This is a genomic window from Exiguobacterium sp. QJM3NY_9 (assembly GCF_056173545.1).
This window is the reverse complement of sequence record NZ_CM149679.1, coordinates 2,962,026-2,982,796: the sequence shown is the minus strand read 5'-3', so window position 1 is coordinate 2,982,796 and position 20,771 is coordinate 2,962,026. Positions and strand designations below refer to the sequence as shown.

20 protein-coding genes and 1 riboswitch are annotated in these 20,771 nt (G+C 46.0%); of the genes, 12 read left to right on the top strand and 8 right to left on the bottom strand.

Going from position 1 to position 20,771, the window contains the following annotated elements; translation table 11 throughout:
* Positions 1 to 20 precede the first annotated feature (20 nt).
* On the top strand, positions 21 to 1,886 hold the full coding sequence (gene htpG / locus AC0VYQ_RS15180) for a molecular chaperone HtpG (RefSeq protein ID WP_475403930.1): 1,866 nt from the start codon (positions 21 to 23) through the stop codon (positions 1,884 to 1,886).
* 365 nt (positions 1,887 to 2,251) lie between these two features.
* On the opposite strand, the gene AC0VYQ_RS15175 is transcribed toward htpG, so the two are convergent.
* Both AC0VYQ_RS15175 and manA read right to left on the bottom strand, forming a co-directional pair.
* Positions 2,252 to 3,835, bottom strand: a complete 1,584-nt coding sequence (locus AC0VYQ_RS15175) for a Na+/H+ antiporter NhaC family protein (protein WP_088838252.1) — start codon at positions 3,833 to 3,835, stop codon at positions 2,252 to 2,254.
* Between the two features lie 104 nt (positions 3,836 to 3,939).
* Positions 3,940 to 4,115: riboswitch (Lysine riboswitch) on the bottom strand.
* Between the two features lie 109 nt (positions 4,116 to 4,224).
* Positions 4,225 to 6,033, bottom strand: a complete 1,809-nt coding sequence (manA, locus tag AC0VYQ_RS15170; protein ID WP_475403929.1) for a mannose-6-phosphate isomerase, class I — start codon at positions 6,031 to 6,033, stop codon at positions 4,225 to 4,227.
* A 150-nt stretch (positions 6,034 to 6,183) separates the two neighbouring features.
* Here manA and AC0VYQ_RS15165 point away from each other — a divergent pair, with 150 nt between their 5' ends.
* The 5 genes from AC0VYQ_RS15165 to AC0VYQ_RS15145 all read left to right on the top strand — a co-directional run bounded on the left by AC0VYQ_RS15165 (position 6,184) and on the right by AC0VYQ_RS15145 (position 10,429).
* The gene (locus AC0VYQ_RS15165; RefSeq protein WP_088838250.1) at positions 6,184 to 6,480 is read left to right on the top strand and encodes a PTS sugar transporter subunit IIB; all 297 of its coding nucleotides are present in this window, start codon (positions 6,184 to 6,186) and stop codon (positions 6,478 to 6,480) included.
* A gap of 4 nt (positions 6,481 to 6,484) precedes the next feature.
* On the top strand, positions 6,485 to 6,814 hold the full coding sequence (locus tag AC0VYQ_RS15160; RefSeq protein ID WP_088838249.1) for a PTS sugar transporter subunit IIA: 330 nt from the start codon (positions 6,485 to 6,487) through the stop codon (positions 6,812 to 6,814).
* Between the two features lie 14 nt (positions 6,815 to 6,828).
* Positions 6,829 to 8,166: a PTS cellobiose transporter subunit IIC gene (gene celB, locus AC0VYQ_RS15155; RefSeq protein WP_088838248.1), complete on the top strand. Its 1,338-nt coding sequence runs from the start codon at positions 6,829 to 6,831 to the stop codon at positions 8,164 to 8,166.
* 30 nt (positions 8,167 to 8,196) lie between these two features.
* Positions 8,197 to 9,618, top strand: coding sequence for a glycoside hydrolase family 1 protein (locus AC0VYQ_RS15150; protein ID WP_475403928.1), 1,422 nt, complete (start codon positions 8,197 to 8,199; stop codon positions 9,616 to 9,618).
* Between the two features lie 82 nt (positions 9,619 to 9,700).
* Positions 9,701 to 10,429, top strand: coding sequence for a GntR family transcriptional regulator (locus tag AC0VYQ_RS15145; RefSeq protein ID WP_088838246.1), 729 nt, complete (start codon positions 9,701 to 9,703; stop codon positions 10,427 to 10,429).
* A 54-nt stretch (positions 10,430 to 10,483) separates the two neighbouring features.
* On the opposite strand, the gene AC0VYQ_RS15140 is transcribed toward AC0VYQ_RS15145, so the two are convergent.
* Together AC0VYQ_RS15140 and AC0VYQ_RS15135 are read right to left on the bottom strand one after the other, a co-directional pair.
* On the bottom strand, positions 10,484 to 11,230 hold the full coding sequence (locus AC0VYQ_RS15140) for a uracil-DNA glycosylase family protein (protein ID WP_475403927.1): 747 nt from the start codon (positions 11,228 to 11,230) through the stop codon (positions 10,484 to 10,486).
* Positions 11,231 to 11,391: 161 nt separating this feature from the next.
* A complete protein-coding gene (locus AC0VYQ_RS15135) occupies positions 11,392 to 11,721 on the bottom strand; it encodes a heme oxygenase (RefSeq protein ID WP_029332105.1) in 330 nt (109 codons plus the stop codon).
* 84 nt (positions 11,722 to 11,805) lie between these two features.
* Between AC0VYQ_RS15135 and AC0VYQ_RS15130 the strand changes: the two genes are divergently transcribed.
* The 5 genes from AC0VYQ_RS15130 (at position 11,806) to AC0VYQ_RS15110 (ending at position 16,950) form a co-directional block, all read left to right on the top strand.
* Positions 11,806 to 12,438, top strand: coding sequence for a methyltransferase (locus AC0VYQ_RS15130; protein ID WP_475403926.1), 633 nt, complete (start codon positions 11,806 to 11,808; stop codon positions 12,436 to 12,438).
* Between the two features lie 42 nt (positions 12,439 to 12,480).
* Positions 12,481 to 13,362: an ABC transporter ATP-binding protein gene (locus AC0VYQ_RS15125; protein ID WP_475403925.1), complete on the top strand. Its 882-nt coding sequence runs from the start codon at positions 12,481 to 12,483 to the stop codon at positions 13,360 to 13,362.
* Positions 13,359 to 14,162, top strand: a complete 804-nt coding sequence (locus AC0VYQ_RS15120) for an ABC transporter permease subunit (RefSeq protein ID WP_475403924.1) — start codon at positions 13,359 to 13,361, stop codon at positions 14,160 to 14,162. The genes AC0VYQ_RS15125 and AC0VYQ_RS15120 overlap by 4 nt, the downstream gene beginning before the upstream one ends.
* Positions 14,163 to 14,307: 145 nt before the next feature.
* The gene (gene rlmN, locus AC0VYQ_RS15115; protein ID WP_088838241.1) at positions 14,308 to 15,381 is read left to right on the top strand and encodes a dual-specificity RNA methyltransferase RlmN; all 1,074 of its coding nucleotides are present in this window, start codon (positions 14,308 to 14,310) and stop codon (positions 15,379 to 15,381) included.
* 123 nt (positions 15,382 to 15,504) lie between these two features.
* The gene (locus tag AC0VYQ_RS15110; RefSeq protein WP_214770247.1) at positions 15,505 to 16,950 is read left to right on the top strand and encodes a DEAD/DEAH box helicase; all 1,446 of its coding nucleotides are present in this window, start codon (positions 15,505 to 15,507) and stop codon (positions 16,948 to 16,950) included.
* A 34-nt stretch (positions 16,951 to 16,984) separates the two neighbouring features.
* Here AC0VYQ_RS15110 and AC0VYQ_RS15105 read toward each other — a convergent pair whose 3' ends face one another.
* Entirely contained in the window at positions 16,985 to 18,307 is a 1,323-nt protein-coding gene (locus AC0VYQ_RS15105) for an NAD(P)/FAD-dependent oxidoreductase (RefSeq protein ID WP_475403923.1), read from the bottom strand.
* A gap of 144 nt (positions 18,308 to 18,451) precedes the next feature.
* Here AC0VYQ_RS15105 and AC0VYQ_RS15100 point away from each other — a divergent pair, with 144 nt between their 5' ends.
* The gene (locus tag AC0VYQ_RS15100; RefSeq protein ID WP_159173200.1) at positions 18,452 to 18,598 is read left to right on the top strand and encodes a hypothetical protein; all 147 of its coding nucleotides are present in this window, start codon (positions 18,452 to 18,454) and stop codon (positions 18,596 to 18,598) included.
* Positions 18,599 to 18,861: 263 nt separating this feature from the next.
* On the opposite strand, the gene AC0VYQ_RS15095 is transcribed toward AC0VYQ_RS15100, so the two are convergent.
* The 3 genes from AC0VYQ_RS15095 to AC0VYQ_RS15085 are packed head-to-tail and all read right to left on the bottom strand — an operon-like array spanning position 18,862 to position 20,653.
* Positions 18,862 to 19,497: a nitroreductase family protein gene (locus tag AC0VYQ_RS15095; protein WP_214805337.1), complete on the bottom strand. Its 636-nt coding sequence runs from the start codon at positions 19,495 to 19,497 to the stop codon at positions 18,862 to 18,864.
* A 53-nt stretch (positions 19,498 to 19,550) separates the two neighbouring features.
* Positions 19,551 to 20,186 (bottom strand): nitroreductase family protein, encoded by a 636-nt coding sequence (locus tag AC0VYQ_RS15090; RefSeq protein ID WP_088838238.1) that lies wholly within the window; start codon positions 20,184 to 20,186, stop codon positions 19,551 to 19,553.
* Positions 20,187 to 20,203: 17 nt separating this feature from the next.
* Positions 20,204 to 20,653 (bottom strand): MarR family winged helix-turn-helix transcriptional regulator, encoded by a 450-nt coding sequence (locus AC0VYQ_RS15085; RefSeq protein WP_239456778.1) that lies wholly within the window; start codon positions 20,651 to 20,653, stop codon positions 20,204 to 20,206.
* Positions 20,654 to 20,771: the final 118 nt, after the last annotated feature.

Here is a 20,771-nt window from a genome sequence, read left to right as displayed (position 1 = left end):
GAACTAGGGGGGTATCGGAAATGGAAACGAAACAGTTCAAGGCAGAGTCGAAACGTTTACTCGAAATGATGATTCATTCCATCTACACACATAAGGAAATCTTTTTACGTGAGTTGATTTCGAACGCTAGTGACGCGATAGACAAGATTTATTACAAAGCATTGACGGACGAGACACTGACGTTCGAAAAGGATGCCTATAAGATTACGATTGAACCGAACCAAACGACACGTCAGCTCATCATTCGTGATACGGGAATCGGGATGACGAAAGAGGAGCTCGAAGCGAATCTCGGAACAATCGCGAAGAGCGGGTCACTTGCCTTTAAGGCGGAGAATGCCGCGCAAGACGGACACGACATCATCGGACAGTTCGGTGTCGGCTTTTATTCGGCCTTCATGGTCGCGGACGTCGTCACGGTCATCACGAAACCATTCGGTAGTGAAACGGCGTACAAGTGGGAGTCGCACGGTGTCGACGGTTATACGATTGAAGAAGTCGAAAAAGCTACGGTCGGGACGGAAATCACGCTGCACATCAAAGCGAACGAAGAAGATGAGAACTATGATGAGTATTTAGATACACATCGTTTGCGGACGATCGTCAAAAAATATTCCGACTTCATCCGCTATCCGATTGAGATGGAAGAGACGGAACGTCAACCGGTCGAAGGATCGGACGAGATGGAAGAAGTGAAGGTCGTTAAGACCATCAACAGCATGGTGCCGATTTGGCGGAAAAATAAACGGGAGTTGACGGACGAGGATTACACGAACTTCTATCAAGAAAAACGATATGGATTTGATACACCAGTCAAGCACATCCATATCAGTGCAGATGGTGCCGTCCGTTATCAATCGATTTTATTCATTCCGGAGCAACCGTCCTTCGACTACTATTCAAAAGAGTTCGAGAAAGGTCTTGAACTGTATGCGAACGGCGTCTTGATCATGGAAAAATGCAGTGACCTCTTGCCGGACCACTTTAGCTTCGTCAAAGGGATGGTCGACTCGGAAGACTTGTCACTCAATATTTCACGTGAGTTGTTGCAGCACGACCGCCAACTCAAATTGATTGCGAAAAACATTCAAAGTAAGATTAAGACGCAACTTGAAGGATTGCTTCGCGACGATCGCGAGAAGTATGAAGCCTTTTATCAAGCCTTTGGTCGTCAATTGAAGTTTGGAATTTACAATGATTACGGCATGCATAAAGAGACGGTCAAAGATCTTGTCCTGTTCCACTCGGCAAAAGAGAAGAAGCTGGTCACGCTCGCTGAATACGTCGCGGCGATGCCGGAAGATCAAAAATACATCTACTATGCTTCAGGGGAAAGTACGGACCGTTTAGATAAGTTGCCGCAGTCGGAGCTTGTCAAAGACAAAGGGTTCGACATTCTGTACTTTACGGAAGAAATCGATGAGTTCGCGATTCAAATGTTGCTCAACTATGAAGGAAAAGAATTTAAATCGGTTACGAGCAGTGATCTTGGAATCGAGCAAGCGGATCAAGCAGAAACGACCGAAACACAAGTCGAGATGTTTACAGCAATGCAGGAAGTGCTCGCTGGGCAAGTCAAAGAAGTCAAAGCTTCGTCACGCTTAAAATCACATCCGGTCTGCTTCGCGACGGATGGTGCCGTTTCGATTGAAATGGAGAAAATTCTTAAGTCGATGCCGAACAACCAAGATGTTTCAGCCGTGAAAATTTTAGAGTTGAACACGTCACATGACGTCTTCGAAGCCATTGAAACGGCCTTTAAAAAAGACCGTCCGAAATTTGAACGCTATACGAAATTAATGTACCAACAAGCGTTGCTCATGGAAGGCTTGCCAATCGAAGATCCAGTTGCGTTTGCAAATGAAGTGTGTGCCTTGATGGTGTAAGAATGATCGCTTCAGCGTGTAGACAAACTCTTATGAAGCGTGAACATGCGATATCGAATTGCAATTCGTTCGTGCTTTCCTGGATTTCTCTCACGGTATTACCTAAAAAGCATCACGTTTCGTTGACTCCTACGGGGAAAAGTGCGTTTTTAACGCACTTTCAGAGGCAGGCAAGACCCTGCTCGTTGTCCGTGAGGATTAAGGAGCAACGGCTTGCGCCTCGCCCGAGGAAAGCAACGAAAAAAAGACGCTTTTTATTTCTTCATACCATGTTGTCTACAACTTAAAAAAGGGATTGCACATCATCGTAGATGGCAATCCCTTCTTTTTTTCTCGTCTCGGCTAAGCTGAGCGTTACTTTTTTATTATTCAGCGCGAAGTTCAGTTGGTACTTTGCCACGTTTCGAGACGACATTCAGGACGACGAGTGCGAGTAAGAAGGCGATAAGTGCACCGATGAAGCCGATGATTGATGAATCGGTTAAACCGAGCACAAGGTAGCCGACTGCCGATGTCGCTGCACCAACCAACGCATACGGAAGTTGTGTCGTGACGTGATCGATATGATGCGAACCGGCACCTGTCGAACTGAGAATCGTCGTATCGGAAATTGGTGAACAGTGGTCTCCGAAGACGGATCCGGCAAGAACGGCAGCGAGCGTCGGAAGTAAGAGATTCGGTTCGACCGCCATGATGAGGTCAGCACCGATCGGCAGCATGATACCGAATGTTCCCCAACTTGTACCTGTCGAGAATGCCATTAAGCTTGCAATCAAGAACAATAAGAAGGGGAGGTACGAAGCAGAAATCGACTTACTGACGAAGCTTGCTAAGTACTCACCTGTTTTCATGTCACCGATAACAGCGATGATTGTCCAAGCGAATAATAAGATGACGACAGCAGGCCACATGGATTTCATCCCAGCCCAGATGCTGTGTCCGTATTCGCGCGCCGGGATTTTCCGACCAATCAACATCAGGAAAGCAACGACTAAACTGATGACGACACCAGCAACGAGTGAACGTGTTACGTCTGTCGCTTCAAATGCACCAATCAACGTAAATGCACGATTGTCAGCAGCGAGTGCCTGAGCACCGGTAAAGAGTAATGCGGAAACCGTTGCAATGACGAGAACGATAATCGGAACGACGAGGTCACGTACTTTTCCACCTTCGTGTTCTTTGACTTCCTCTGCCATCCCCATCGGTGTTCCTTTACTTGCGTCGAAAAGTTCACCTTTTAATGCACGAAGTTCATGCGTCCGCATCGGTCCGACCGCAATCCCTGTGTACGCGATGTAAAGCGTCAGCAATAGAGCGAAAATCGCATAGAAGTTGAGTGGCACGATCATCATGAAAGCACTGAATGCGGAATACTCCGTAATCGAATGTGTCGTTAAGATACCAGCGATGATCGAGATGATGAACGCTCCCCAACTTGAAAGCGGGCTGATGACACAGACTGGAGCAGCCGTCGAGTCAATAATATAAGCAAGTTTTGCACGCGAGACGCCACGACGGTCCGTTAACGGACGACTGACATTCCCGACAGCAAGACTGTTGAAGTAATCATCGATGAAGATTAAAATACCTAAACCAAATGCTGCGAGGCGAGCGCCGCGCGCTGTCTTGACGTGTGTTGTTGCCCATTCACCGAAGGCATGTGCACCGCCCGATGTTTGGATAAGCGTCGATAGAACACCGAGTAATAGTAAGAAGATGAGTAATAAGACGTTCCATTCATTTAACGCCCCATCCGCCCAAAATAGACTAAAGATGTTTTTGCCGAGATAGACGACCGTATCGATTGGATTAAAGCTATGCAGCAATAAAGCACCAATCAAAATACCGACACCAAGTGAAATAACGACTTTGCGCGTCACGATTGCAAGTGCGATTGCAATGACAGCTGGAATGAGCGCAACGATTGAATCTGAATAATTGACCATTGTGTGGTTCCTCCTCTTTTTTTAGAAGATGAGACCCATTGCATACAAAAAAGCAAGGGCACCGGCAACAAAGCCGACACCCTTGCTGGATGCGTCTTTCTTAGCCGAATTGGAGCGCTCCATACAAAACACGTATGGCAATCGAACGGGTATTTCCCAATTCGACCAGTACCACCAAGTCAGACACTTGACGATACTTCGGCAGCATTACCTTTCCTTGATCGTCCTCGTTGTCATCCTCAGATCAAATACTCATTAAGACCGCGCCTCTACCTCATCGATAGAATAGTCATATTCTTTTAATAAGAAAACCTTATCATATTTCAGAAAAAAGTTTCAAGTCTGTTTTTAAAAAAAGTAGTAAAGTCTGTTCAAAAGGAACAATGAAGTTATTCGGCGTTCATCCGATTTAAATGGGCAGCACCGATGACACCGGCATTTCCTTCCAATGCAGCTAAGCGGATGATTGTTTTTTGACGTAACGTCGGGTAGAGACGGGCATTGACGGCTTGTAAGAGCTCCTCCCAAAATAAATCGGCGGAAGCCGTAACACCGCCGCCGATGATGACAGCTTCCGGATCAAGTGTATGAATGATGTTCGCGATGCCTGTTGCTAAATGGTTAACGAAGCGAAGTCTTTCCAGTGGATTGCGAAGAAGTGTTGCGACAGACCGCTCGTTCAACAAATCAGCCCGTGTCTGAAGAGCCGTACCGCTTGCTAATCCTTCGAGTGAGCCTTTGTTCAAGACAGGGTGTTCCGGTCCAGAAGCATCGATGATCGTATTTCCGATTTCACCAGCGTATCCGTGTGCGCCTCGAATCAACGTCTTTTGATAGACATATCCGCCACCGATTCCTGTACTGACTGTCATGTAATAGATGGATGCATAGTCTTGGCCTGCCCCGAACAATGCTTCGCCGAGCGCGGCGGCATTTGCATCATTTTCAAGGGAAACCGGGATGTTGAAGAACTCTTCTAACGGGCGAACCAAATGTACATCGTCCCAACCCGGCAGGTTCGGAGGTGACAATAGCCGACCCGTTGCTACATCAAGCGGACCAGGCGCTGCGATACCAATTCGTTCGACTTCAAATTCTTCAAGTAGCTTTTGGATGGCTTGTCTTAAATGATTAATTGTATAGTCCGGGCCAGCAGCCGCCTCTGTCAAAAATCGATATTGTTTTACGACATGGTGCTGATTGATTGCGGCAACACGCGTGTGAGTCCCACCAAGATCAATTCCGATGTGAAGTCGTTGTTTCGGTGTTGGATTTGGACCAGTCAATAGAAGTTTCCCCTTTCCAGAAACGGTACAAGTTACTTTTGCCGGAATCAGAACCGTGTCTCCGGTGGTATAACGCAATTGGTTGATGATCAGCGTGCCACTGATGATAGTGATGACTTGGAAGGAAGTTCGTGGTGCAATCGTAATCATGTCATGGATGGCCCATTCCTCGACAAAAAAATAGGCGTTGGTTGTCAGTAGTCTTGAACAAAAAGAGGTCGGTACATAAGGCTCCTCGTACTGGAAATGAGGAAATTGAATGACTTCGAGTGCTTCTTTAAGGTGGAGTTGACGCGGTTTGTTGGTCGAATGGTCAATTCGATCGTAATCGTACAACCGGTACGTGGTATCAGAGTTCTGCTGGATTTCGATGACAAGACACCCTTCGGTTAAAGCATGAACAGTACCTGCTGGAACGTAAAAAAAATCGCCGGGTGAAACAGGCAAATCAATTAAGCCGGAAGTTAAATCGTCTTCACGGACAGCGTGCAACAAATCAGCTTTTGTTTTGAAGTCATGCCCATAAATAATGGTGGCGTCTGCCGGACAATCGACGATATACCAGCATTCGTTTTTCCCGTAAGGCTGTCCTTCTAGGCGACAGGCATCATGATCGTCAGGATGGACTTGAACGGACAAATCATCCGCAGCGTCAATCCACTTAATGAGTAAAGGAAAAGCTTCCGTTGTGTCCACCCCAAAGATTTCAGGGTGATTTGACCATAAATCCCGTAGTGCATCACCGGAAAAACGTCCGGCATTCACCTTGGTTTGCCCGTTTTGGTGATCAGCCAAGGTCCAAGCTTCACCGATGTTTTGTTTGCCTAACGTATCAAATCCATATGCACCAAGCTTACATCCACCCCATATCCGCTCCTGTAAAATCGGCTCAAAACAAATCAGTTCTTCCATGATTGTTCCTCCTCCAAGTTGTTTTCGATTACAACACTACACTTTTTAAAAATAAAAATAAACAAAATAAAAATCAAGTATAGACATGGATGTTAAAATCCGTATAATCAAAGTTGTAAGCGATTCCAAAACGCGGAAGGAATGGTTGAAATGAAAAAAATCATGTTGGCGTGTAGTTCAGGAATGTCGACGAGTATTCTCGTCACTAAGATGCAGGAACATGCCCAATCACTTGGTGAAGAGGCGACAATTTGGGCAGTCGGTCAAGACCAAGCTTTAAAAGAAATGGATGGAGCAGATGTTGTATTGATTGGTCCACAAATGCGCTTTTTATTATCAAAATTTCAACAAGCGACAGATAAACCAGTCGAAGTCATCGATATGATGGCGTACGGAATGGCCGACGGAAAAGCGGCCTATGAACAAGCCGTTAAGTTGATGGGGTGAAGAAATGAAAACAAATGAACAGACGATGGAACAAGTAGCGTTCATGATGATTTTGCATAGTGGAAATGCGCGAAGTACGATTCGTGAAGCAATCGAAGTGTACAAGGAAGAATCATTTGAGGCATTTGAGCGGTTATTAACAGATGCCCGAGAACAGTTGCAAGAAGCGCACCAGATTCATTTCGGTCAAGTCCAAAAAGAAGCGAGCGGTGAGCCGACGACATTGTCTTTACTGCTTTTGCATGCAGAAGATCATTTGATGTCGACACAAACGATGCTTGATTTGACGTCAGGATTAGTTGAAATGATGGAACATAAGTTTTCTCAAAAATAAGAGGAGGGATTGAAATGGCTGGTAATAGTAAGTGGTTCGATTTGTTGAGTCGTTTCCTGATGCCGATTGCGGCATATTTAAACAATAGCCGCTATCTTCAGACGTTACGTGACGCGTTCATGCTCGCTTTTCCGATTACGATGTTCGGTTCATTAATCGTTGTTATTGCGAATTTACCATTCTTAGATAAATTTATGTCGCCTGGAGTATTGGATGCTTTTAAAACTTCATTAGGAAACGCCCCTTCGGCGACGATGGGAATCATGTCACTATTCGTCGTCTTCGGTATCGGATATTATCTCTCGAAAAGCTATGATGTAGAAGCTGTTTTTGGTGGTGTAATCGCCCTTGTTTCTTTTTTACTTTTAACACCTTTCTTTGTAGCAGTCGAAAATGTTGCTGATCCTGTCGGAAATGTCATTCCACTTGACCGTCTCGGTGCAAAAGGCATGTTCCTTGCAATGATGACAGGGTTCTTAGCAGGAGAAATTTATCGATTTGTCGTTCAAAAAAACTGGACGATTAAAATGCCGGCTGGTGTGCCGACTGCTGTGGCTAAATCATTTTCAGCTCTTGTGCCTGCACTTTTGACACTTTCCATTTTCCTTGGCATTAACATCGCTATCACCTCGCTTTTAGACACGAATCTCCACGATTTAATCTTTAATTTAGTTCAAAAACCACTCGTGAATCTTGGGAACGGTTTAGTTCCGACATTAATCGCCATCTTTTTTGTTCAATTGTTTTGGTTCTTCGGCCTGCATGGTCAAGTTATCGTCAATTCGGTCATGGATCCGATCTGGAACACTTTGTCACTTGAAAACTTAAACGCCTATACGGCGAATGGAGAACTCCCGAATATCATCAGTAAACAATTCATTGAAATTTATACAGTTGGAATTGGTGGTTCCGGTTCGACACTGGCTGTCGTCGTCGCAATCCTCCTCTTCATGCGCTCAAAACAGTTGAAGCAAATCGGTAAGTTGTCAATCGGACCCGGAATCTTTAACGTCAATGAACCAATCATTTTCGGATTACCGATCGTCATGAATCCTCTCATCATGATTCCCTGGATTTTTGCACCGTTGATTACCGTAACCGTTACTTATTTTGCGATGTCGACAGGAATCGTTCCGCCGCCAACAGGAGTTGCTGTGCCTTGGACGGTGCCGATGTTTATCAGTGGCATGATGGCAACGAATTCACTGGCGGGCGGATTGTTACAACTCGTCAACTTCGCCATTATCATGGCAGTGTGGTTCCCTTTCCTAGTCTTCATTGACCGCTTGAATATGAAAAAAGAACGAGAAGAAGCGAATGTTGCCGGAGATGAAAATCAACATGTAGGTTGAATTCAAAAATAGAGATAGGACGTGGATGAGATGAATCAAACGGAAGTTACGACGGCAAAAGAACAAAAGTATACGTTCCCTGCAGATTTTTGGTGGGGAACAGCAGCTTCAGCGACACAAACGGAAGGTGCAGCATTTGATGGTGGAAAAGGACCGAACATTTGGGATCATTGGTACGAACAAGAACCGAATCGCTTTTTTGATGGTGTAAATGCAACGGTAGCCTCTGATTTTTATTATCGTTATGAAGAAGATATTGCGTTGATGAAAGAACTCGGACACAACTCGTTTCGAATCTCGATTTCCTGGTCACGTCTTTTTCCTGAGGGGCAGGGGGAAATGAATCCGATTGCCATTGATTTCTATAATCGTGTGATTGACGAATTGATTGCAGCGGACATCGAACCGTTCGTAAATCTATATCACTTTGATATGCCGCTTGCACTGCAAAACATCGGTGGCTGGGAAAGTCGTGCCGTCGTCACCGCCTATACAGAATATGCTAAAAAGTGCTTTTCACTATTCGGAGATCGTGTCAATAAATGGTTTACGCATAATGAGCCGATCGTCCCGGTAGAAGGTGGCTATTTATACGACTTCCATTACCCGAACGTTGTTGATTTCAAGCGTGCCGTTCAAGTGGCCTATCATTCGATTTTATCGAGTGCACTTGCAATACAGGCCTATAAAGAAACAGAGCAGACGGGTGAAATTGGCATCATCTTGAATTTAACGCCATCTTATCCTCGAAGCCAAAATGCTGGGGATGTGAAAGCGGCCCAAGTAGCCGATGTATTGTTCAATCGTTCCTTCTTGGATCCTTCCGTACTCGGAACGTTCCCGGCCGAATTGGTCGATTTATTGGAACAACAAGGTGCTTTGCCCGAGGTCGTTCAAGGTGACCTGGAACTCATCGCGAAAAATACCGTTGATTTACTCGGAATTAATTACTATCAACCACGACGCATCAAAGTAAAAGAGCACCTTCCGCATCCAGATGCACCTTTCATGCCGGAGCATCTGTTCGATTATTACGAGATGCCGGGAAGAAAAATGAATCCATATCGTGGCTGGGAAATCTACGAAAAGGGAATTTACGATATTTTGACGAACCTGCGAGAGAATTACGGGAACATCAAGTGTTTTGTTTCTGAAAATGGAATGGGTGTAGAAGGGGAGGAACGTTACCGGGACGAGGACGGCAGTGTTCAGGACGATTATCGCATCGATTTCATCGCCTCTCACTTGCAATGGATGCATCGTGCGCTGGAGGAAGGATCAAACGTCAAAGGTTATCACTTATGGACGTTCATGGATAACTGGTCTTGGAGCAATGCCTATAAAAACCGTTACGGTTTTGTCGGACTCGATCTCGCGACCCAAAAACGAACGGTCAAGAAAAGCGGCCATTGGTTCAAACAATTGATTGAAGAGCAAGGATTTACGAAATAATTGAAAAGATGATTAGGATGTCTAGTCCTGATCATCTTTTTTTGTTATATTATTTTTATATGTCTATACATGGGGTGAAGTCATGTCTATAAAGAAACAACCGAAATATGAGAAAATTGCTGATGAACTTCGCAAACGAATCCTAAATGGGGGATATGATGTCGATCAGGCGATGCCGGACGAAATCAACTTAGCAGAAGAATTCGAAGTCAGCCGGATGACGATGAAGAGAGCACTTGAGATTCTCGTCTTAGAAGGAATTATTTACCGACAACGGGGACAAGGGACGTTTATTTTACCATCGAATTTTTCACAAGGACGTATTAACGTTCTGAACAAAGAATCGCAAGGATTGACCAAATTGCTTGGGGAACGGGCTGTTAAAAGCGAAGTACTTCAATTTGAGGTGCGCTTTCCGGAGAAGGAAGTCGCACGACATTTGATGATTGAGCAAACGGATCCGGTCTATGAAATTAGACGTGTCCGCTACGTCGAAGGAGAGGCTTACGTGATTGAGCATACATTTATGCCTTCCTCCTTGATTACAGGTTTAACGAAGGCGATTCTCGATCAATCGATTTACCGCTATATTCAAGAAGAACTTGGTTATACGATTACGAGCTCGCACAAAATGATCCGTGCAGATAAACCGAATGAATGGGATCAAAAATATCTTGGAAATCTCGAAACCGATCCTGTCATCGAAGTGGAACAAGTCGTTTTTTTAGGGAACGGAAAACCATTTGAATATTCATTTTCGCGGCACCGGTATGACAAATTCGTGTTCACATCTGTGCATATCGGTCGATAAGAAGTCCCTGACGTCTCAGCTTGAAGCTGATACGGCAGGGACTCTTTTTTTGATTTAATCCGAACGCGTGAAGTAGTGAATCAATTGTTGGTTGAGGTAGGAACGGTTGTCTTCGAATTGACGTTTACGATGGCCATTGGCACCAGAGGGATGAGGAAAACCCGATAAAAGAAAATGTTTTCGAATCCGTCCTTGATGAAGTAAGGTCCGGACCGTCGCCTCAACGATTCGGCCGAGCGGAATAATCAGGGCAGGTTCATTTAATTGATTCAATTCTGCTGCGAAGTGTTCATACGCATAGTGTCGGAGCAAAGGGATACGATCTATCTTCGGTTGATGACCACTGTAGTTTTTCCCGCGATAGAAAACAGGATGTTTTAAGAGGGAGGTCGCATGGAGTAGCTCCTGGTGTTCATTAAATAAAGTAGCGGTCGTCGGAATCGACAGCATTGTCGCAAAATCAAGTTCGTCCAGCATCGTTACGAGATTTCGACGCATCACACCGGAAAAGCTAGCTGAATAATTGGCGTTTTTTGCCGCTTCCTCTAACGAAACGCCATGGTGTAAGGCATCGGCCATCTCTTCGAACGCGATTCGCATCTGTTCAAGTCCTGGCGTAATTCCGACGATAATGACTTTTGCGAAAGGATTGATGTAGTCACCGATTGGGGAATAATAGACCGATAACTCATGTTCCGTTTGCAATAAAAAATCTTCTGTACAAATATCTTCTCGTGTCAACGACCGGTCGACAGGTAAATCTCGAATGACTTGTTCAAAAATCGTTAAGGAATCAATCATAATATGTCCTCTCTCTCTAGTATTGGACATATAATAACAATAAATGGAACAATATACAATTTAACCCTTGTTAAATATTGTGCGAGGTTAATTGCAAAATAACGTTTGAAAAATTAAATCCCCGAATCGATTTAAGGATTCGGGGATTTAAGTCGTATCAATTAACGTGTACTTTCTTTCACGGAAGCGACTTCATAGGTGATGATCTCGCTGCCGAGCATCGGTGATTCCTGTGCCTCACCCTCTTGCTGCGCAGGACGCTTATGCGATTCCTTGAAGTCATCACTGTTCCGCCATGCTTCGAAGTGCTTCATGTCTTCCCAGTACATGTTGACGTTCATTTCGTCATGTTCTTCGATATTTTGCGTTAAGAGAACTTCGACACGAATGAATCCGTCCATCGAGTCGAGACCACTCGGGCGTGTGAAGCGAGGTGCTAGTGCAGCAGCCATCCCTTTTTTGACTTTAATCCGGTTCGTTACGACGATCATAAAAACATCCCCTTTTATCGAATTACGTACCTCTTTAGTATAGTACGATGGAGAAAACAATGCTTGAAAGAAGGAAGTTGAACTATGAATGAACAAGAATATGAAACGCGGCTCCACATTAAAACGATTGATGTCCAGCACCTCTACAATGCCTTCAGTCACTATAACCGTTATGAACCGACCCCATATGCAGCCCTGGATGAGCTATGCGCGGTCTATCCGTTTCATCCTGAGGATACGGTGATTGATTTTGGGTGCGGGAAGGGACGCTTGAACTTTTATCTCCACGATCGGTTTGACTGTTCCGTCATCGGAATCGAGATGAACGGTCAGTTTTATGAGGATGCACTGACGAATCAGATGAATTACTTAAAAAAAGTTAAAAAGCGGCGCGGGAGTCTTCAATTTGAACATGCCTATGCAGAAAGTTATCCGATTCCGGTAGAAGCGACAAAGTTTTATTTTTTTAACCCTTTTTCCGTTCAAATTTTTATCAAGGTCGTCAACCACATCTTACAGTCGGTCGAGCAGGCGCCACGGACCATCGATTTGATTCTTTATTATCCGGCAGATGAATACCGGTATTTTTTAGAGAACCAGACGGCGTTCGAACAAATCGAGGAAGTCCGGTTACGCGATTTATTCGAAAAAAATCATGATGAACGGTTTGTGATTTATCGATTCGCTACGTCCGACACGATGACAGAACGGGTATAACTAACTGTAGCCATTTCCTAAAAAAGAAATGAGGCGGTTGAAGTGATTCATCTCGAACATGTCACGAAAGCGTTCGCGTCGGGTAAAGGAATATTCGATGTCAGTTTTTCTGTCGAGCCGGGAATGGTCTTTGGTTTCATTGGTCCGAATGGGGCAGGGAAATCAACGGCACTTCGTCAATTGATGGGCTTGATTGCTGCTGACTCCGGTCATGCGACGATTGGTGGATTTGATTGCTGGGTTGAAACAAAAGAAGTGAAACGACTCGTCGGTTATCTGCCGGGAGAAATCAGTTTGCCGGGAGACTTTACGGGAGACCACATCTTACAGTTGATGCAACAATTGCATGGTGGGGACCGGAAGCGTCAAGCGGACTTACTTGAGCGCTTTCCGTTCGATCCGAAAACGAAGGTGCGGAAGATGTCTAAAGGTACAAAACAAAAACTCGCACTCGTCGGATGTTTCATGAAGGACGCACCGGTCTATCTCCTTGATGAGCCGACGAGCGGACTTGATCCGTTGATGCAGGAACGATTTCTGACGTGGTTAGAGGAAGAACGTCGCCTCGGAAAAGCAATCTTGATGAGTTCGCACCACTTCCCGGAGATGGAGAAGTCGTGCGACCGGGCAGCGTTGATAAAAGACGGACGAATCATCGTTGAATCCGATATCCATGAACTGATCCGGTCGAGCCGGAAACAGTATACGGTCGAATTCGGTCTTGCTGCACAGGCGGAACAATTTGCGATTCAAGTCGGGGCGACGCAAAAGCAACAACGTGTCTCCTTTTTGACAAGTGACCAATTGACACTGAATCAAGTTCTCCGTCTTCTGACTGCATACGATATTCGTTCGATTCAGACGGCGGCTGATGATTTGGAGCATGTCTTTTTGCACTATTACGGGGATGGTGACGAATCATGAGCGTGGTCGTCTGGTCTTTACTCAAGCAGAACGTCAAACCGATCGTTGCCTATTCACTTGGTACCAGTTTGTACTTATTGTTGCTCGCCGCCTTGTATCCGTCGATGATGAAGACCGGTCTGCTCGAGGCAAAACTCGAAGCTCTCCCAAAAGAATTGTTACAGGCATTCCAATATGACAAGGTGACGTTCAATAATCTGCTCGATCTCTTAGCCGGCAATTATTACGGCTTGATTTTTCAAGTCATTGCGACGTTTTATATGTTGTCCCTCGCGGCACGGTTACTTGCCCGTCCGATCGACAATGGCGAATTGATTTTATATCTCGCAGCCCCGATCACGCGGATTCAATATACGGCAGCAGCGCTCATCGTCATGCTGATTGCGAGTACCTGTCTCATTCTATTAAATGGACTCGTTTTACTGATGGCGGACTGGACGATGTCTGGTATCTCGATTGATGGTATGACTTTATTGCGACTGCAAGTCAATGCCTTGTTTTTGCTGTATGCGGTTGCTGGTTTCACGTTGTTTATCGCGACACTCTTTGACGATGAGCGTCGTGCCTTTTCCGTCGCTGCCGGTGTCCTCGTCTTCTCGATTGTCTTGACGATTGGAGCGGGCTTAAGTGAAAAAACGGACTGGATGCGTTATGGATCGATCTTCAGTTTGTTTGATACGGGACGATTGCTGGCGGGGACAGAACATTTACTGTTGCACATCCTTCTACTTGTGCTAATCTGTCTGATGTTCAGTAGTTTTGCTTTTATCAGTTTTCGAAAACGGAATTTATCGATTTGAGGCATTTTTTTGACAAAACAAAGCGAAACAGCCTTTCGAAATCTACAGAAAGTGAACATTTAGGATTTGAACGTTGCGTAAGTGCCCGATTTTTACTAAGATAAAGGAATGTTATAGTTCTGGAAAAAGAAATGAGGTCTCACTAATGAATAAACCATCCATTTATGGATTAACAATTGAGCAGATGACAGACTGGTTATCGCATCAAGGTCACAAGCCGTTCCGTGCGAAGCAGGTTTGGGATTGGCTTTATCGTAAACGTGTCACTACTTTCGCTGAAATGACGAATGTCAACAAGGATTGCCTTGAGTTGTTAGATCAGAGTTTTGCGATTGGCTCGATGACAGAATCAGTTAAACAAGAATCAGCAGACGGAACAATCAAGTTCCTCTTCAAGTTGTATGACGGCAGTTTGATTGAAACAGTCCTCATGCGTCACAAATACGGACTCTCTGTCTGTGTGACGACACAAGTCGGTTGTAACATCGGCTGCAGCTTCTGCGCGAGTGGATTGATTAAGAAGAGCCGCGATTTGTCAGCTGGTGAAATCGTCGAACAAATCATGAACGTCCAACATCACCTCGATGCTGTCGGTAAAGAAGAACGTGTCAGCCACGTCGTCGTCATGGGTATCGGTGAGCCGTTTGATAACTTCGACAACATGGTCGACTTCTTGAACGTCATCAAAGATCACAACGGTCTTGCAATCGGTGCACGTCACATCACTGTTTCGACAAGTGGTCTTGCTGATAAAATCTACAAATTCGCAGATTTAAAACTTCAAGTGAACTTGGCGATTTCATTGCACGCACCAAACAACGAGTTGCGCACACAAATCATGAAAATCAACCGTGCGATTCCACTCGAAAAATTGATGCCTGCCATCGATTATTACGTGAAGACGACGAATCGTAAAATTACGATCGAGTACATCTTACTTCGTGGAGTCAATGACCAAAAAGCACAAGCAATCGAACTTGCGAAATTATTCGAAGACAAACGTCACTTGACGTATGTCAACTTGATTCCGTACAACCCGGTTGATGAGCATGGTCAATATCAACGGAGTACGTCAGAAGATATCTCGACATTCTACGATACGTTGAAAAAGAACGGTCTCAACTGTGGTGTTCGTCTCGAGCACGGGACAGACATCGATGCAGCATGTGGACAGTTACGTAGTAAACAAATCAAAAAAGATAAAGTCGCAGCAAAATAAGCAAGTGGAGCTTCCTGTCACTCTGACGGGAAGCTCTTTTGACGTCCTGCGGAAAGTAGCGCATAATGAGAGGTCATGAGATGTACGGTCAATTCGAAACTATATAATAAATGAGGGATTCACATGCCAAAAAAACCATTCACTGATTTTCAACTCAGTTCACCAATTTTAGAAGCGATTGAACAACTTGGTTACCATACGCCGACGGATGTCCAACAAGCCGTCATTCCGGTCGCCTTGTCTGAAAAAGATATCATCGTCAAATCACGCACAGGAAGCGGGAAAACGGCATCGTTCGGCATTCCACTCTGTGAACTCGTCGAGTGGGAAGAAAATAAACCACAAGCGCTAATTTTGACACCGACGCGTGAACTGGCGCTGCAAGTCACGGAAGACGTGATGAACATCGGGCGTTACAAGCGGATTAAAGCGACAGCCGTTTTCGGGAAACAGCCGTTCCGTGGTCAGGTCACGGAATTAAAACAGAAGACCCATATCGTCGTCGGAACACCAGGTCGTGTGCTCGATCACCTCGAGCGAGGGACACTTTCGCTTGAAAAGGTCAAATACCTTGTCCTGGATGAAGCGGATGAGATGCTGAACATGGGCTTCCTCGAGCAAGTCGATACGATTTTAAAACAACTGCCGACACAACGGACGACGATGTTGTTCTCAGCGACGTTCCCGCAAGACATCCACAAGCTGAGCGAACGTTACATGCAGTCGCCGAAAGAGGTCGAAATCACGACAAATGCAACCGAAATCGCTCAAATCGATCACAGTTATATTTCTGTAACCGATAAGACGAAATTCGCAATCCTGAAAGACGTCACGGTCGTCGAAAATCCGGACCGTTGTATGATTTTCTGCCGGACGAAGGAACATGTCGATTTCGTCGCCCAAGGACTGACGGCGATGGAGTATCCGGTCGAGAAAATTCACGGCGGGATGGAACAGGACGAGCGCCTTGCGGTCATGAAGGCATTCCGTGCAGGCGAATTCCGTTACTTGGTCGCGACAGACGTCGCAGCACGTGGAATTGACATCGAAAACATCACCCACGTCATCCAGTACGACATGCCGGTCGAAAAAGAAAGTTATGTGCACCGGACGGGTCGGACAGGGCGTGCGGGCGCAATGGGGAAAGCAATCAGCCTCGTGACGGAAGCGGATATGCGCCGTCTTCGTGAAGTCGAACAGTACCGTGGCGAAGCAATCGAAAAACGTCAAGCACCGACGGAACGTGAATTGATTCGGACGGCAGATGCGTTCGAAGAGAAAATCACGACGACGGATGTCCGCACATCAAAAACACAACAACTGAACGCTGACATCATGAAGCTCTATTTCAATGGCGGGAAGAAAAAGAAACTTCGGGCCGTTGATTTTGTCGGAACGATTGCGAAAATCGAAGGGATGACTGCTCAGGATATCGGGATCATCACGATTCAAGATACGGTAACGTATGTCGAGATTCTGAACGGTAAAGGGCCACTCGTCTTACGCGCGATGAAGACGACGAAGGTCAAAGGGAAACAACTGAAAGTATATGAAGCGTTTAAAAAATAAGAACTGAATGAAAAACAGCCGTTTTGAGAGAGCTTTACTCTCCCGAAACGGCTGTTTTTTGCTGTAAGACTTGTCCGAGGTGGAGACCGCTCGCCGCTGCTTGCGAAAGCGAATGGGTCGCGCCGGAACAATCCCCGATTGCATACAGTCCCGTGATGTCTGTTTCGAAGTCGCGGGAGGTCGCGAGGACCGGAGCGTAAAACTTCCCGTCCATTCCGTAAAGCAATGTATCAGGGGAGAGCGGAGTTTCGAGCAAACGTTCGAGCCGCTCGAAAAATCCGAGTAACACGGCGAGATCTGTGTCCGGGATCTCGTCGAGAAGGTTTCCTGGTGTTGCTTCGAGCGTCGGGACGACTTGATTGTGAGCGATTCCGGTTGCTGTAGAAGCTACACCGGCAAGCAAGTCACCGAGACGTTGGACGACAATCCGGTCCGACCCCTGGTTGATTTGTCCGATGACTGAAGTCGCAAATTGATTCGCTGCGGTCAACGTATCGAAATAGCGTGGTAAAAACAACGTGAAGTTTAAATTTGCCGTCCCCGTCGTCTGTTCGCGGAAATTTTGTCCGTCCGGCATGACGAGACCTTCTTGATATTTGCGGATGATCCGACCGGTCGGATTCATGCAGTAGGTGACGGCCGTTCCAGCGTCAGATGCGTATGCCAGTTTCGTTTCGAACGTGTCCTGTAATACAGTCCGAAAAGGCGCTTCATCCATTTCAAACCGAATCCCGAGGTCGAGTCGTGTTTTCGTTTGCACCAGACCGAGCTGCTTTAGCTGCTGGCGCATCCAGTCCGTTCCGGAACGTCCGGTCGCAAGCACGACTCGTCGGCTCGAGAACGTCTCTGACGCTGTTTTGAGTGTGAATGTAGTATCCGCTTGCTTCTGTATCTGTTCGACTTGCGTCGAAAAGCGGAACGTGACCGTCTGCATCAACATGTCCTCCAGTCGGGCGAGCACCTGTTTCGTAAGTGAAGTTCCGAGATGACGGACGGACGTCTCGATTGTATGTAAACCAGCGTCTTCAGCACGCGCCGCAAATGACGCATTATGAGTGGAATACAAAGGGACCTCCAGTGCTCCGTACTGACACAGGACGGCATCGACTTGTTGCATTAAGCGAAGTGTCGTTTCCGGACCTAACTTTTGTTCCAGTTCGCCCCCGAACTCTGTTGAATAATTGTATTTTCCTTCTGATTTACCGAGTCCGCCAAAGCCGAGGTAAGCGTCTGTCACGGTTCTTTCGGCTAACGGTTTTCCGGCGTCAATCACTAAGACGGATTGTCCGTCCTGTACGAGTTCGTGTGCCAGAAAAATTCCGGCGACACCTGCGCCGATGATTGTTACGTCATACACCTGCATCCGCTCCTTTTTCGTTCAGTATACAAAAGGATTGACTGGAACTGAATTTAAATGCAAAGGAGGGACAGGAGATATAGCAAAAAGCACCCCGTAAAACGAGGTGCTCAGCGTGTAGACAAACGCTTATGAAGCGTGAACATGTTATATCGAGAGGCAATCCGTTTGCGCTTCCCTGTCACGCCTCGTCTTCAAAGCGGCAATCTTCCGCGCCGCTACAGCAAAGCTGCAGGGTCGCGACCGATTGCTTTTCGCTTTAAAAGCGATTCGAGACGGATTGCGCTCTAAACCGTCTGCCATCCCGGCTTTGCGTCACGACGTTACCTAAAAAGCGTCATTTTTCTGTGGACTCCTACGGGGAAAAGTGCGTTTTTAACGCACGTTCAGAGGCAGGCAAGACCCTGCTCATTGTCCGTGAGGATCAAGGAGCAACGGCTTCCGCCTCGCCCGAGGAAAGCAACGAAAAAAGACGCTTTTATCTCCCGATAGAACTTTGTCTACAGTCGGAGCACCCCGTTAAAACGAGGTGCTCTCTTCGTCGTGCGGATTGCTTATTTCCAATCTGTGATGTCGTTGATTGGAAGACGGACTGATGGATATCCTGCGTCAACGGCTTTCCCGATTGAAAGGAGCATGACAGGGAGGTAACGATCTTTATCCATGCCGAAAGCTTCAGCGATTTGATCTTTTTCGTATCCACCGATTGGGTTTGTATCGTAACCGTGCGCACGAGCGACGAGCATCAATTGCATCGAAACGAGACCGGAGTCGATCAAGATGCTGTCACGAAGTGTGTCTGTATCTTCTGGGCGGTAGAATCCTTTGATTGCCGGAACTTGGCGATCGCGGACTTCTTGCGGCATAAGCCCTTTTTCAACAGCCATGTCGTAGATTGTATCGATGCTATCGACCGCATTCATGTCGCCGAACACAGCGATGACAGCAGATGATGTCTCGACTTGGACTTGGTTGAACTTCGCGAGTGGAGCGAGTGTCGCTTTTCCTTCTTCGCTGTCGATGACGAGGAAACGCCATGGTTGCATGTTGACGGAAGACGGTGCGAGTGTTGCTTCTTCAAGAATTTGTGTCATTTCTTCTTTTGAGATTTTTACATCCGTGTCGTAGTTGCGGATTGAGCGACGGCCTTTTACGATTTCCATAAAGTCAGTAGTTGTTTGAGTTGTCATAGTATTCAATCTCCCTTGTTGTGTTCTCTATTTTTTGATGAAGCGAATCGAACTTATTTCCAGTCTGCGATATCGTTGATTGGAAGACGGACTGATGGGTATCCTGCATCAACAGCTTTCCCGATTGAAAGGAGCATGACTGGTACATAACGATCTTTATCCATGCCGAAAGCTTCAGCGATTTGATCTTTTTCGTATCCACCGATCGGGTTCGTATCGTAACCGTGTGCGCGAGCGACGAGCATCAATTGCATGGAAGCAAGACCTGAGTCGATCAAGATGCTGTCTTTAAGTGCACTAGCAGGAACGTTTTCATACATACCTTTGATTGCCGGAACTTGACGATCGCGGACTTCTTGCGGCATAAGCCCTTGTGCGACGGCTGTATCGTAAATGTTTTCGAGTTGATCGATGGCGTTCATGTCACCGAAGACCGCGATGACAGCAGATGATGTCTCGACTTGAACTTGGTTGAACTTCGCGAGTGGAGCGAGTGTCGCTTTTCCTTCTTCGCTGTCGATGACGAGGAAACGCCATGGTTGCATGTTGACTGAAGACGGTGCGAGTGTTGCTTCTTCAAGAATTTGTGTCATTTCTTCTTTTGAGATTTTTACGTCCGTGTCGTAGTTGCGGATTGAACGACGGCCTTTTACGATTTCCATAAAGTCAGTAGATGTTTGTGTTGTCATGAGTAAGCTCTCCTTTTTTATCGTGCAGTAGTTTTAGGTAATGTTAACGCGTTATCTTCAATGCGCTGAATCATTTGTGCCAGTTGATCTTGTTCTTCTTCAGTAAAGCCGGTTAACAGACTTTCCAAGAAGTCATCTTTTTGCTGGCGCAATTGTGTGATACGCGTGGCACCCTCTGCAGTTAATGAGACGAGGATGACACGGTTATCGCTCTCAGAACGGACACGTTGAATCATTCCGTTCGTTTCGAGATGTTTTAAATGTCGCGTCACGGCAGCGTTGTCGACATTGACGCGTTGCTGCAATTCTTTTTGACTAATCGTCTTTCCGACCTCGAGTTGGGCTAGTAAGTCCATCCGAGTCTGACTGAAGCCATCTGTACATAAATCAAATTTTTGCGCAATCGTCTTATTGACCGAGACGAGCGCATAAATGAGGCGTCCTTTTTCCGTACAAGAAATACTCAAATCATCACATCCTTCCCTTCGTTCCAAGAAACCTTTGACGTATCAAAGATTGATATGTAAACGAATATAACGTGTATTTTTTCTAGGTGCAACTAATCTGCTTCATCCACGAAAAAAA